We start from the raw sequence: 14,440 nt of genomic DNA, 5'->3' as shown, positions 1-14,440 counted from the left end.
AGATCGTTAGCCTCTGAGCGTCTTCACCCTGGTCAGATCCGGAAAGAGGCGCATCCAGAGAAGCACCACGACGATGGTTCCGACACCGCCGACGATGCCGGTCAGGACAGGTCCGAGTGCGCTCGCAAGCATGCCGGACTCGAATTCCCCGAGCTGATTGGAGGTGCCGATGAACAGCGAATTCACGGCATTGACGCGGCCACGCATGGCATCAGGCGTCAAGAGCTGTACGAGCGAGCTGCGTACGACGACGCTGACGGTATCCGAGGCGCCGACGACGAAGAGCGCGGCGACCGAGAGGATGATGTTGCTCGAGAGCGAAAAGACGATGGTGGCGACCCCAAAGATGAGCACCGCAAACAGCATCTTCTTGCCGACATCGCTCTGCAGCGGCCGGCGTGCCAACCAGATGGACATGGCGAGCGCGCCAATGGCTGGTGCGGCGCGCAACAGGCCGAGCCCCCAGGGTCCGGCATGCAGGATGTCGCGTGCAAACATCGGCAGCAGCGCCGTGGCGCCGCCAAGCAGCACCGCAAAAAGATCGAGCGAGATCGTGCCCAGCATGACCGGACGGCTTTTGATAAAGGAGACACCGGCAAAAACCGAACTCAGCGTCATCGGTTCACGAGATGGAGCTTGTCGCTGTTCGAGGCGAATCGAGATGACATTGACGCTGGCAATGACGTACAGCGCGGCCGAAACGGCAAATGGCGCAACAGGGCTGACGCCATAAAGCAAGCCGCCCAGCGACGGCCCGATGATAAAGGCCGTCTGCATCATCGAGGTGGAGGTGGCGATGGCAACCTGCAGCAGCGAAGACGGTACGATATTGGGCAAAAGCGCTGCCATGGTCGGACGCTCGAAGGCGGTCGTTGCACCCATAACGGCAACGGCGGCCAGAATTCCGGCGGGACCTATCCAATGCTGCCAGACGGCCACAGCGAGAACCAGCGCAGTCAGCGCCTCGATCAGCTGGCAGGCAAGGCCGATGCGGCGGCGATCGAACCGATCGGCGACATGCCCGACGACAAAGGTCAGGATGACCATAGGCAGGAACTGACAGAAGCCGACGAGACCAAGGAAAAAAGCGCTATGAGTCTGATCGTAGATCATCCAGCCCATGGCAACCGTGACAGACTGAAAGCCTATCGAGGAAAAGACACGCGACGCAGCGAATGAACGATAGCCGGGGTGGCCGAGCACGCTTGGCCGGTCAAGATTCTGCAGGGTATCCATGAGCCTTCTTAGTCTGCCGGCTCAGGGCGCTTGCAGACATGCTTTTCGACAGTCGGAAATTCTACAGTCCCTGCTCTGCCTGAACGCGCCTTCTGTCAATCTCGTTTTTGCTACAGTTGCAAATTCATCGCGGACGATAGATCAAATCGCGGTGATGACAGGCTGAGAAGACCCTGCTTGGCCTCGATCGACCAGATGGCCGCCAGTTCCGCTGCGACCGCATCGATCAACTTCGCGATATCACTGGCTGCGATTTCGTGCAGCGCTTCCGCAACGATCATTACCGCGCGCGTATCGTTGCGTACCGCTGACAAGCCACTCTGCCGATTGGTCCAGCGTCGGGCATGCACCTGCCCCGCGCTATCGGCAAAGATCACTTCTCTCACCTCCGGATGCTCCATTTCGCCGGAAAAGGTCAAATAGGTTTCGCTGCCACTCGCGTGCCGCACTTCGAGATTGCCAGAGATTTTCGCAAGATCGAAAACGGCGACGGGAATTGCGAAAGCGATCGAGATGGCATTGCAGAGATCAACGAGTGGATGCAGCCGCGGCAGCGACCCTTCCTGACGAAATCGGCGAAGCAGCGCTTCGGATGCGCAGCGATATTGCGTCGGCTTCAAACCCATTTTGGAGAAAGCACGACGCCAGACCTGGATTTCAGCCATCTCGCCCTCAGGACCTTGCTTTAGCCGGTCTGCGGCAATCGCATGATACTTGGCAATCCAATCTCCAACATCGACGGTCGAGGTGACCCCTTCCGCGATCAATACGCCGGGAACCAGCTCGGGAAACTCACTCCAAATCTCGTTCGAATGGCGGAAAAACATGGCACCTCCTGATAGGCATCTGCTTGGCACAGCAGAAAACCTGGTCGCCGTCCTCCGGTCTTGAATAAAATTGCAGACGCTTCAGCCGATCGCCGCCGCATAAGCGCCCGGCGAGACGCCGAAATTGCGGACGAAGAGGCGGGTCATATGGCTCTGATCGGAAAAGCCGCTGGCAAAGGCCGCTTCGGCTAAGGACGTGCCCGCCGCAATCAGCCGGCGCGCTTCATGAATCCGACGCTGCATGAGGTAAGCATGCGGCGTCAATCCCATCGCCTTGGTGAAGGCACGCAGGAAACGAAAGTGGCTCAGCCCGCATACTTCTGCCAATTCGGCGAGGGTCAAGGGTGCGGCCGGATCGTCATCGATCAGCTCGCGCGCCCTTTTGATATCAGTTGTAATGGCATCTTCACGCAAGGCCCCGGATCCCTCGCGCATCACGGCGGCAATGAGCGACAGCAGCAGGCCATCCCGCAGGAGAACATTTTCAGCCGCATCCTTGACCAGAAGCGAAAACAGGCTTCTGAAATGCCCAGCCAACTCCCCGTCGCGGATGACAGGCGACGGAAATTCCATCATACCGAACCTGCCCTCACCGATATCGCGAAACAGATCGCCGATCAGCTGAGGGTCGAAATAGAGCATGGACCATGCGCGGCTCTCGCCGACGGGCATGCCATCATGCACCTCATTCGGATTGACGCTGATGACGTCTCCGGCCTCTGCCTGCACCATCCCGCGCCCGCTCAGCGATCTCTGCGCGCCGGCTTCGATGATACCGATGCCGAATTGGTCATGCGTATGCTTGGGGAAGCTATGGCCAGTTTCGGCCCGAACTGCCTCGATGCCGGCAAGGCAAGAACGATATATCCTGAATTCACCGGACTTCATCGCTGGCGCCTCTCATCCGCCTATTCGCCCTATCAGCTAAGGCGTCCCATACGAGTGGTAATGTCGCGCACCCGCAATCGGGACAAGACTTAAACGCCGCCTGCAGCCTTGTCTTCCTCCGCCGTCACCAATGCTGCCTGCGTATTGCCGGCAACCGCAGTCGGCAGCGGCGTGCCGCGCTTGCGCTCCCGCGCCAATGTCAGCAGGCCGGAAAAGATGATGAGGACAATGCCGACGGCCATCGGCATATCGATGCTGTCGTTGAACAGCAGGTAACCGAAGGCGATCGCCCAGAGCATCTGGCTATATTGCGGCGGCGCAACCAGATTGGCAGGCGCCATCTGCGCAGCGGTCAAGAGCAGGACGCTGCCGCACGCGCCAAGCAAGCCGTAGCTCGCGAGGAATATCCACTGCGTCGGCGTCGGCATTGTAACCTCGGAGAACATGAGGAGACCGCTGACGATAAGCGTTCCAAAAAGACCTGCCCCATAGAGCGAGACGCGCTTCTCCTTCGAGCCCAGCGCGCGGTTGACGACGATGGAGATCGCCGCGGCAAGACCGCCGATCGCCGCGCAGAGATGACCGATCGAAAGCTCGCGAAAACCCGGCCGCAGGACGATCAGCACGCCGACGAAACCGAGAATGACGGCCGTCCAGCGCTGCCAGCGCACATCTTCCTTGAGAAAGATCACCGAGAGAATGGTGACGAAGGACGGAAGCAGAAACAACAGTGCAAAGGCTTCCGCCATCGGCAGCTTGGTGAAAGCGACGACGGAGCAGATGGCGCCTGTCGCGCCGCAGACGAAGCGCAGCAGCCACAAGGGACGGTTCGACGTCCGCACCATATCGAGCCAGCCATCCTCCCGCTTCTTCAAGAAAGGTATGGCGGCAAAGCCGAACAGCGCACCGATGAACGCGACCTGATAGGAAGGGATCGTCCCGTGAAGGATCTTGATCGACGCATCGCTGAAGGCGAAGACGGCATAGGACGCGAATGCCACAAGGACACCACGCAGGGCGGAGCGGCCAGCTGCCGCGGAACTGGAATCGGCTGTAGTAATCGAGGACATCGGAATCTGGAGAAAAAGTGCGATGGAAGAACACTGAATCAGTGAGATGCAGGCAATTGTATGATGAAATGGACTGAATTTCGATCGGGTCTGGAATAAACTATTGTTTCAGCCCGACGTGGGGGAGCGAGTACGCTTCTCCGGGTTCAATTGCTTAAAAAGCGTGCTTGATCCATCTGGCTCGGGGAAATGCGCCCCCTGTCCGTGTAGGAAAAAGCGATAACCTTTAGCGCATCGGCGTCCACTTCACAGGTGAATGCGACTCTCCGCCAGCCATTGGGCGTCTGAACCGCGACCCCATCGCCGAACAAGCTAACATCAGAGAGCATCGCCGAGGACAGCGCGGAGTTATTATACCCTACCGCACCGAGATCATGACGAAACTGCAACAGCTCCTCAGAATTGCAGAGATATCGTACCCGATCACGCCGTGGCAGTTTTTTCCAAGCGTCATAGTCACTCTTCGACAGACGGGCCATCTCGGCACCCGAATAAAGCTTCTTCGCCTGAACGGCTCGCTTCGGCACAAGTGATTTAGGCCGCGGTGGCTCGGTGACCAACGCGGTGCCACTCGTCGGACCGCCTTGACTGGAAACAGACTGGCCTTGAGCACTCTGCTGTGCCGGCGATGGCCTGACTGCCGGAACGACAATCTGCGGCGAGTCTTTCGCCTCATCCCTGGCCTGCCCGGCCGGAGCCTGCTGCTGCGGATCGGATGACGGCGCTTGTGCCTGCGGATTACTCTGATCTACCGCTGGCACCTGCGGTTGTTGCACCGAAGGCTCGTTGGTCGCCAGGATATTGGGTGCGGTAGACGAAGCCGGGGCGTTCGAATCGCTCGCCGGCGGCTGCGCCGCGTTTGCTTGCTGATCCTTGGCGTCAACTTGCGGCTGGGCTTGTTGGGCGGCTTGGGCTTCAGCCTTGGCCTGAGCTTCGGCTTGCGCAGCCGCAGCAGCCTGTTGCTCAGCTGCATTGTTGTTTGGCGGCGTCGGGGGTGTATTGTCTTTCGACTGTTCCGAAGCGTCCGCCTGCTGCGTGGTCGTCGGATCCTGTTGATCGCCCTTCATATCAGGAAGCGGAGTCTCGGTCGCAGAAGGCTGCTGTTCCGCTTTCTCGACAGGCTTGTCAGCGCCGGGATCATCAGGTTTGGGCTCAGACTTCGCCTGCTCTACCGGCTTGTCAGCCTTGGCCTCGTCAGGCTTGGATGCGGGCTTCTCTGCCTGCTTCTTGCCGTTGGGATCGGATTGCTTTGGCGGCTGTTCGTCCGCCTTCTTTCCCTCAGGCTGTTGCGGCTCCTGTTGAGCTTCAGCCGTCTGCCCCTCCGGCTTCTCGTCAGGTCTTGGCGTCGGTTTGGGAGGCTGGTCGGGCTTTTCATTCTCCTTCGTCGCCAGTTCCTGTTTTTCCTCCTGCTGTGGCACCAGCTCGACATTGACGCTCTGCTCGGGCTTCGCCTCGGGTGGCGCGGGAAATAGCGGCAGCAAAAAAAGCGCGACAAACAGGACGTGCAGAAGGATCGACAGGACAAAGCCCGGCCTTATTTCCCTATCCCGTTTTTCCGCAACTTTTTCCATCGTTCAGCGGATGGCTCGCGAAGAGAAAGCAATCAGGCGAAAACAGTGCATCGATTCATTCGATCCTTGCCGGCTAATAATCAGAGGACTTCTCGGTCGCTGACATATGGTGCCCGACCACGCACCGCGAAAGAGGCATCCATCGAAATCGAACTTGTCAGGCATGCACACGATCCGCAATGGCGCAAAAACAAACCTGCGTGATTGCGCTTCGCCTAGGCGGTCGTATCCCCGTCAGAAGAACTCATCCAGTAGCCGATAATAGGCCATCTTTTCGGCTTGCGGTTCAAAATCGCCATAGGCTTTCAAAAACTCGCCAACCAATTCCTCTCCGAAATTGTGCTCGATGCTGCCACAGGCCAGCGCGATATCCTGATGGCGATCAGCCACGCCGAGACGGCCGCAATCGATATAGCCACTGAATCTATCGCCATCGGCTACGAAATTCGGAAGGCAGGCATCGCCATGGGTGACGACAAGATCCTCCGTCAGCGATCTCTTGGCCTGAAGTTCGCGGAAAAGATCCGCCGCCGACCTTCCAAGCCGGGCCTCATCAAAGTCGTCCTCATCGACGCGGCCGGCAAGCAAGCGCGCCTTTGCCGCAGCAATTCTGTTCTCCAGCCGATGATCGAAGGGGCAGGCTGCGATATCGATGGCGTGCAATCGCCGCAACGCATCCGCCAAAAGCCGCACCCTCTCAAGCGGCTGTAACCACTCGGCGCTGACGAAATCGCTGCCGGGAAGAGCGCTCATCAAAAGCCATTCGCGTTCGCCCTCCTTCTCATGGGCAATGATACCAGGGCAAGCAAGACCCTGCGGGGCGAGCCATCGCAGCCTAGCAACCTCGCCTGCCAATTCACCCAGCGGATCGACCGGCTCGGTCTTGAGATAAACAGGCACGCGTCCATCAGCCTCAAGCCGGAAGACATGGGCCGAAGAACGCCCGAGCGCATCCTGTCGCCATTCGTACCCGGCCAGCAGATCGCGCAGTCGGACAGGAAGGGATATCTCCATGAATTGCGGCTTACTCGCCATGATCACCCTCTTTGATCCTGATATCCTCAATGAAAAGCCCGGCTCGCTTTCGCGAACCGGGCTTTGTTCTGTAAACTGCCGATGTCGGCTTGCGCCAGACCTCAGCTGTCGAGGAAGCTTCTAAGCTTGCGGCTGCGGCTCGGATGCTTGAGCTTGCGCAGCGCCTTGGCTTCGATCTGGCGGATACGTTCGCGCGTCACCGAGAACTGCTGGCCGACTTCTTCGAGCGTGTGGTCGGTGTTCATGCCGATGCCGAAGCGCATGCGCAGCACGCGCTCTTCGCGCGGCGTCAGCGATGCCAGAACCCGGGTTGTCGTCTCACGCAGGTTCGCCTGGATGGCGGCGTCGATCGGCAGAAGCGCATTCTTGTCCTCGATGAAATCACCGAGATGCGAATCTTCTTCGTCACCCACCGGGGTTTCGAGCGAGATCGGCTCCTTGGCGATCTTCAGAACCTTGCGCACTTTTTCGAGCGGCATGGCGAGCTTTTCGGCCAGTTCTTCCGGCGTCGGCTCGCGACCGATTTCGTGCAACATCTGGCGCGAGGTACGAACGATCTTGTTGATCGTTTCGATCATGTGCACCGGAATACGGATGGTGCGCGCCTGGTCGGCGATCGAACGGGTGATCGCCTGACGAATCCACCAGGTGGCGTAAGTCGAGAACTTGTAACCACGACGATATTCGAACTTATCGACCGCCTTCATCAGGCCGATATTGCCTTCCTGAATGAGGTCAAGGAACTGCAAGCCGCGGTTCGTGTACTTCTTTGCGATCGAAATGACGAGGCGCAGGTTGGCTTCGACCATTTCCTTCTTGGCGATGCGGGCTTCGCGCTCGCCCTTCTGAACCATGTGAACGATACGGCGGAATTCCGAGATCGAGATACCGGTTTCGGTCGCAAGATTCTGGATTTCCTGGCGAATATCGCGGATCGTCGTATTTTCGCTCTTGGCGAATTCCTTCCAGCCGCGGGCAGCCAGATTGCCGATCGACTTCATCCAGTTCGGGTCGAGTTCGGCGCCCTGATACTGCTCCAGGAAGCTGTCACGCTTGACGCCATAGGATTCGGCAAGACGCAGCAGGCGGCCTTCGTTCTGAACGAGGCGCTTGTTGATGTCGTAGAGCTGCTCGACGAGAGCGTCAATGCGGTTCTGGTTCAGCGACAGAGACTTAACCGACTTGACCAGCTCATCCTTGAGTTCCTTGTAGCGGCGTTCCTGCGCCGAAGAGAGCGTGCCGGAGGCCGACAGGCGCTGCTCGACCTGCTGGTCCTGCAGCTTGCGCAGCTTCTTGTAGGTTTCGGCAATGATGTCGAGCGTAGTCATCACCTGCGGACGAAGCTCGGCTTCCATCGCGGCGAGAGAGAGGTTGGATTCGTCTTCGTCCTCTTCCTCTTCCTCGATCGGCAGGCCTTCGCCGCCAACGTTGGTGATGTCGTCGTCACCAGAAGGAGAGCGGCCACGGCGTGCCTTTTCCTTCTCTTCGGCTGCCTTACGGTCAGCCTCGATCTTCTCGGGGCTCTGGAACTGCGGCGCAGCCTTGGCCTCGGGACCGGAATAGGTTGTTTCGAGATCGATGATCTCGCGCAGCAGCGTGGTGCCTTCGTTGAGTTCGTCGCGCCAGATAATCAGCGCCTGGAACGTCAACGGGCTCTCACAGAGGCCGCCGATCATAGTTTCGCGGCCGGCCTCGATGCGCTTGGCAATCGCGATTTCGCCTTCGCGCGACAGAAGCTCGACGGAACCCATCTCGCGCAGATACATGCGCACCGGGTCGTCCGTACGATCGGTCGGCTCTTTCTTCTTTGCGGTCGCAAGCGCGGAACCAGTGGAGGGGGCCAGTTCGCCGCCTTCACTGTCATCGTCGCCGCCGGCATCGTCGTCGTCGCTAGCCGCAGCGCCAGCCTCTTCGACATCTTCGTCTTCAATGACGTTGATGCCCATGTCCGAAAGCATGGCCATCGTGTCTTCGATCTGTTCGGACGTCACTTCCTCGGACGGCAGAACGGCGTTGAGCTCGTCCATCGTCACGTAGCCGCGCTTCTTCGCGGCCTTGATCATCTTCTTGACCGCGTCGTCGGAAAGATCGAGAAGGGGGCCGTCGGAGGTGCCGTCGCGCTCGACTTCAGCTTCTTCGTTCTCTTTGACCTTTGTTGCCATCTTTATATCGTCGCTTTCCCTGACGCTGCAAACTTACACGCGGTGAAACAATCACACTGGCTGGCGCGCCCTGCACCAGCTGCGACTCACCGACGAACACCTAACGGAATGACCTTTAATGCCCGATTAACCACGATCACCTCTACCGGAGTACAAAGCTGGATTGCGCTTGGATTTCCGGCCATGGTATTAGGTGATCCGCTTGATCCAGTTTACCGTTCTTTCCGAAGTTAAACGGTGATTCCCAGAATTTTAGTTCTCGTCAAGCTTTTCCAGCAAAAAAGCCCGTTAAATGCGCGAAAAAGCCTTTTCCACAGGCTCCGCACGCAGCAATTTATTGTTTCCCGTATTTAGGAAGTCCCCGCGCGATGACAAGAGCATCCTGAGCAAAGCCTCACATTTCCAGCATCGGCAGGTATTACCGAGGCCGGAAGTGTGACCGAACGGCATCAATTCCAGTCCATAACGACCTTGCCGGAATTGCCTGAGCGCATTGCTTCGAAGCCATCGCGAAAATCATCGATGCCGATACGGTGAGTGATGACCGGCGATACATCGAGACCACCTTGCACGAAGGCGATCATCTTGTACCAGGTCTCGAACATTTCGCGGCCGTATATGCCCTTCAGGTTCAGCATCTTGAAGATGACCTTATTCCAGTCGATCTCGAAGCCTGCCGGGGCGATGCCGAGAATGGCGATCTTGCCGCCATTGTTCATCTTGTCGATCATGTCGCGAAAGGCGGGAGCCGCGCCCGACATTTCCAGCCCGACGTCGAAACCCTCCGTCATGCCAATGGACTTCATCACATCGGCAAGGTTTTCCTTGGATGCGTCGACGACATGGTCAATGCCGACCTTGCGGGCAAGCTCCAGCCTGGTGGGATTGATATCGGTGATGACGACCTTGCGCGCGCCGCAACGCTTGGCGACCATCGCCCCCATGATGCCGATCGGCCCCGCGCCGGTCACCAGCACATCCTCGCCGACCAGATCGAAGGAGAGCGCGGTGTGGACCGCATTGCCGAACGGGTCGAAAATTGCCGCGATCTCATCCGGGATGTCATCGGGAATCGGCACGACGTTGGATTCGGGAATGCAGACGAATTCGCCGAAGGAACCGGGGCGGTTGACGCCGACGCCGAGCGTGTTACGGCAGAGATGGCCCCTGCCCGCTCGGCAGTTGCGGCATTTGCCGCAAACGATATGACCTTCGCCGGAGACGCGCTCACCGACATGATATTTCGTCACGGCCGAACCGATCTCGGCGATCTCACCGCAAAATTCGTGGCCGACCACCATGGGTACGGGAATGGTTTTTTGCGCCCATTGATCCCAGTTCCAAATATGGACATCCGTGCCGCAGATCGCCGACTTTCTGACCCGTATCAGGACATCGTTCGGCCCGACCTCCGGAACCGGCACATGTTCCATCCACAGCCCGACCTCCGGCTTGGATTTGACCAACGCTTTCATCATGTTCGACATGATCGGTTCTCTCCAACCAATTCAAATGATTCCAAGTTCTTTTCCGGCTTCGGCAAAGGCTGCGATCGCCTTTTCGACATCGGCCTTCGAATGGGCGGCCGACATCTGCGTGCGGATGCGCGCCTGGCCTTTCGGCACCACGGGGAAGGAAAAGCCGATGACGTAGACGCCCTTCTGCAGCATGAGTGCCGCCATGTCCTGAGCGAGCTTTGCGTCGCCAAGCATGACGGGAATGATCGGATGATCGGCGCCAGCAAGCGTGAAGCCGAGCTTGGTCATCTCACGGCGGAAGAGTTCGGCATTGCCTTGAAGCCGCGCGCGCAGGTCGGCGCCGTTTTCGATCAGATCGAAGACCTTTAGCGAGGCTGCCGCGATGACGGGCGCCAAGGTGTTCGAGAAGAGATAGGGACGCGAGCGCTGCCGAAGCCATTCGACGATCTCGCCTCTAGCAGACGTATAACCCCCGGATGCTCCACCGAGCGCCTTGCCGAGCGTGCCGGTGATGATATCGATACGGCCTTCGACGCCACAATATTCGGCCGATCCCCGGCCATGCTCGCCGACGAAGCCCACCGCATGGCTGTCATCGACCATAACCATGGCGCCATATTTTTCCGCCAGATCGCAGACGCCGCCGAGATTGGCGATGATGCCGTCCATCGAGAAGACGCCGTCGGTGGCGATCAGCTTGAAGCGGCTGCCTTCAGCCTTCTTCAACTCCTCTTCCAAAGCCACCATGTCGTTGTTGGCATAGCGGAAACGCTTCGCCTTGGAGAGCCGGACGCCGTCGATGATCGAGGCATGATTCAGGGCATCCGAGATGATGGCATCCTCTTCCGACAGCAGCGTCTCGAACAATCCACCATTGGCATCGAAGCAAGAGGAATAGAGGATCGTCGCCTCCATGCCGAGGAAAGCCGAAATCCGCGCCTCGAGCTGCTTGTGCTCTTCCTGCGTGCCGCAGATGAAGCGAACCGAGGCCATGCCGTAGCCATAGCGATCGAGCGCTGCCTTCGCGGCCTCGGCAAGCTCCTCGTTGTCAGCAAGGCCGAGATAGTTGTTGGCGCAGAAATTGAGAACGCGCGCACCACCAAGCACGGCGATTTCGCCAGCCTGTTTGGAGGTGATAACGCGCTCGGCCTTATAGAGGCCGGCTTCTTTCAGGCCGAGAAGCTCGTTACGCAAATGGGATATGAACGCTGAAGTCATGGTCGCATTCCGATGCTGGTCAAAGGGCCTAATTCATCAAGGAATAACATAGGATCCGGCCTGTTGCTGCATCCGGCAGCGGCAAAAATACGCAACGCCGTGACGTCCGCACGATAGGCGACAGTTTCGACAGGATCTGTCGAAACAGAGGGAAATCACGCAACTTTCCAGCCAGACCTCATTGGTGCCTATAACAAAAATTACTTGACTCAGTCCAATATTTTACAGCAGATTGGCATTACTCTGAAAATAAGGGAGAGCCATGAGCATATTCCATAGATTCTCCCTCGCAGGACGGGTTGCCCTCGTCACCGGAGGCGGACGTGGCTTAGGATTCGAGATGGCCCAGGCTCTCGCCGATGCCGGCGCTCACGTCATCATCAACGGACGAACCGCAGCCACACTCAATGTAGCCGTGGAAGCGATCCGAGCAAGAGACGGCTCGGCGGAAGCCGCAGCCTTCGATATTGCCGACCGCGAAGCACGGCGCACGGCGATCTACACCATCGAGAAAAGTCACGGCCGGCTCGACATACTGATTAACAACGTCGGTGCCCGCGACAGGCGCCCACTGGCCGACTTCGACGACGAGGCGATCCTCGCCCTGCTCAACACGGATCTCGCCGCCTCGATCATGCTCTCCCGCGACGCCGCGCGCCTGATGAAACGAAATAATCATGGGCGGCTGATCTCGGTCACTTCGATCAGCGGACAGGTCGTCATGCCGGGTGACTGTGTCTATCCCGCCGCCAAGCAGGGACTGACGGGCCTCATGCGCAGCATGGCTGTGGAATTTGGCCCTCACGGCATCACCAGCAATGCCATCGCGCCAGGCTGGTTCGCAACGGAAACCAATGCGGCCATGGTCGCGAACGAAGATCTGATCCCCGTCGTGCGCCAGCGCATCCCCGTTCAGCGCTGGGGACGTCCGGACGAGATTGCTGGCGCCGCGCTGTTCCTCGCCAGCGACGCTGCTTCTTTCGTCAATGGCCACGTCCTGACCGTCGATGGCGGCATGACCGTGCGCATGTAGTTGTCAAATCGTCTGGCCGGCACGCTCCGCTGCCAGAGATCAACGACTGATGAAATCCGAGATGACAGCAAGGAACGCATCGCCGTAGCGTTCGAGTTTTGACTGACCGACACCGGAAATATCGAGAAGCGCCTTATGGTTTTTCGGCCGCTCTGTCGCAAAGGCAATCAGCGTCGTATCCGGAAAAACGACGTAAGGCGGCACGCCCAACTCCTTGGCGATCCGGGTGCGCTCGGCCCGCAGCGCATCGAACAGCGCCTGTGCCTCGCCGGAAAGCCCGTGTGCCTGCTTCTCCGGTCGTCCCGCCTTCTTGCCGCGACGGCCCGTTTCGGGCCGGTCCTTGCGGAAAAACACCTGCCGCTCGCGCTTGAAAACGGCCCTCGCCTGTTCCTGGAGCTTCATGGCACCGAAGGCCGTGTGGTCGATGCTGATAAAGCCGTTCGCCAATAATTGCCGGAAGATCGATTGCCATGTGCGAGAGGGAATATCCTTGCCTGCGCCGAAAACCGGCATATCGATGTGGCCGAAACGCTCGGTCTTCTCGTTGACCGTTCCCATCAGTACATCGATGACATGGCCGGTGCCGAAACGCTCGCCGGTGCGATAGACGGCAGCGAGCGCCTTGATCGCCGCTTCCGTTCCATCCCAGGTTTCCACGGGCTTCAAGCAGGTATCGCAATTGCCGCAACCACCGCCATGTGCCTCGCCGAAATGCGAAAGGATGGACTGCCGCCGGCAGCCGGCCGTCTCGCAGATCGCAAGCAGCGCATTGAGCTTCGCCCGCTCGACGCGCTTGATTTCCTCGGACGCGCCGCCTTCATCGATCATCCGGCCGCGCTGGATGACATCGGCCATGCCATAGGCCATCCAGACATTGGAGGGCAGCCCATCGCGCCCGGCGCGGCCCGTCTCCTGATAATAGGCCTCCACCGATCCCGGCAGATCGAGATGGGCGACATAGCGCACATTCGGCTTATCGATGCCCATGCCGAAGGCAACCGTCGCCACAAGGCACAGGTCCTCCTCTTTCAAGAAGGCATCCTGATTGGCATCACGAAGCGCCCGATCCATGCCGGCATGATAGGGAAGCGCGCGGATGCCCTGCCCGTTCAGCCACTCCGCCGTGTCCTCGACCTTGGCACGCGAGAGACAATAGACGATGCCGCTATCGCCACGATGCCCGTCGAGAAAGCGCAGCAATTGCTGTCGCGGCTGGTCGCGCTCGACAATCTCATAAGTGATATTCGGACGGTCGAAGCTGGTGGTGAAGACCTTGGCGTCGTCGAGCGCCAGCCGTTCGATGATGTCGTTGCGCGTATGCGGATCGGCCGTTGCCGTTAGCGCGATCCGCGGCACGCCGGGAAAAAGCTCCGCAAGCCTGCCGAGATCGCGATATTCCGGTCGGAAGTCATGGCCCCATTGAGAGACGCAATGCGCCTCGTCGATCGCGAAAAGCGCGATCTTTGCCCGCCCGAGCATCTGGCAGAAGCCTTCTGTCGCGATGCGTTCAGGCGTCACATAAAGCAGATCGAGCTTGCCTGCGGAAATGGCGCGATAGACATCGCTCGCCTCCTCGCGCGACAGTGACGAATTCAAGGCGGCAGCCCGGATGCCGAGCTGTTTCATCGCCTCCACCTGATCCCGCATCAGCGCAATCAGCGGCGAGACAACGATACCGATACCATCGCGGCAGAGCGCGGGGATCTGGAAGCACAGCGACTTACCGGCACCGGTCGGAAACAGCACGACCGCGTCGCCGCCGGAGACGACATGTTCGATCACCTGCTGCTGCTTGCCGCGAAAGGCGGAATAGCCATAGACACGTTTCAACACATCGAGCGGCGCCGGCGCCCCTGTGCCCTCACCAAACAATGCGTCGTCTACGGAAAATCGCGGCTCTTGTCTTTCAGGCTGAGGCATCT

Annotated in this window: 11 protein-coding genes; 1 reads left to right on the top strand and 10 read right to left on the bottom strand. The window is 59.0% G+C overall.

Annotation, left to right across the window (positions count from 1 at the left end; all coding sequences use genetic code 11):
* Positions 1–6: 6 nt before the first annotated feature.
* From ACYJRZ_RS02685 to ACYJRZ_RS02645, 9 genes are all read right to left on the bottom strand, one after another.
* Positions 7–1,236: an MFS transporter gene (locus ACYJRZ_RS02685; protein ID WP_459455825.1), complete on the bottom strand. Its 1,230-nt coding sequence runs from the start codon at positions 1,234–1,236 to the stop codon at positions 7–9.
* A gap of 110 nt (positions 1,237–1,346) precedes the next feature.
* The gene (locus ACYJRZ_RS02680; RefSeq protein ID WP_459455823.1) at positions 1,347–2,063 is read right to left on the bottom strand and encodes a B3/B4 domain-containing protein; all 717 of its coding nucleotides are present in this window, start codon (positions 2,061–2,063) and stop codon (positions 1,347–1,349) included.
* 81 nt (positions 2,064–2,144) lie between these two features.
* The gene (locus tag ACYJRZ_RS02675) at positions 2,145–2,951 is read right to left on the bottom strand and encodes an AraC family transcriptional regulator (RefSeq protein ID WP_459455821.1); all 807 of its coding nucleotides are present in this window, start codon (positions 2,949–2,951) and stop codon (positions 2,145–2,147) included.
* Between the two features lie 89 nt (positions 2,952–3,040).
* Positions 3,041–4,021 (bottom strand): DMT family transporter, encoded by a 981-nt coding sequence (locus ACYJRZ_RS02670; RefSeq protein WP_459455819.1) that lies wholly within the window; start codon positions 4,019–4,021, stop codon positions 3,041–3,043.
* A 146-nt stretch (positions 4,022–4,167) separates the two neighbouring features.
* Positions 4,168–5,592: a DUF930 domain-containing protein gene (locus ACYJRZ_RS02665; protein ID WP_459455817.1), complete on the bottom strand. Its 1,425-nt coding sequence runs from the start codon at positions 5,590–5,592 to the stop codon at positions 4,168–4,170.
* Between the two features lie 234 nt (positions 5,593–5,826).
* Entirely contained in the window at positions 5,827–6,627 is an 801-nt protein-coding gene (locus tag ACYJRZ_RS02660; protein ID WP_459455815.1) for an APH(3')-II family aminoglycoside O-phosphotransferase, read from the bottom strand.
* Between the two features lie 101 nt (positions 6,628–6,728).
* Complete coding sequence (gene rpoD / locus ACYJRZ_RS02655; protein WP_095435359.1) at positions 6,729–8,789, bottom strand: RNA polymerase sigma factor RpoD; 2,061 nt, start codon at positions 8,787–8,789, stop codon at positions 6,729–6,731.
* 449 nt (positions 8,790–9,238) lie between these two features.
* Positions 9,239–10,276: an L-threonine 3-dehydrogenase gene (gene tdh, locus ACYJRZ_RS02650; RefSeq protein ID WP_459455812.1), complete on the bottom strand. Its 1,038-nt coding sequence runs from the start codon at positions 10,274–10,276 to the stop codon at positions 9,239–9,241.
* A gap of 21 nt (positions 10,277–10,297) precedes the next feature.
* Positions 10,298–11,485 (bottom strand): glycine C-acetyltransferase, encoded by a 1,188-nt coding sequence (locus ACYJRZ_RS02645; protein WP_459455810.1) that lies wholly within the window; start codon positions 11,483–11,485, stop codon positions 10,298–10,300.
* A gap of 262 nt (positions 11,486–11,747) precedes the next feature.
* Between ACYJRZ_RS02645 and ACYJRZ_RS02640 the strand changes: the two genes are divergently transcribed.
* Positions 11,748–12,518, top strand: a complete 771-nt coding sequence (locus ACYJRZ_RS02640) for an SDR family oxidoreductase (protein ID WP_459455808.1) — start codon at positions 11,748–11,750, stop codon at positions 12,516–12,518.
* A 39-nt stretch (positions 12,519–12,557) separates the two neighbouring features.
* Here the strand turns inward: ACYJRZ_RS02640 and recQ are convergent, their stop codons facing one another.
* Positions 12,558–14,438, bottom strand: a complete 1,881-nt coding sequence (gene recQ, locus ACYJRZ_RS02635; RefSeq protein WP_459455806.1) for a DNA helicase RecQ — start codon at positions 14,436–14,438, stop codon at positions 12,558–12,560.
* Positions 14,439–14,440: the final 2 nt, after the last annotated feature.

It is taken from the genome of Rhizobium sp. No.120 (assembly GCF_054558365.1).
The sequence above is the reverse complement of the archived record's forward strand: the minus strand, read 5'-3'. Positions and strand labels throughout refer to the sequence as shown.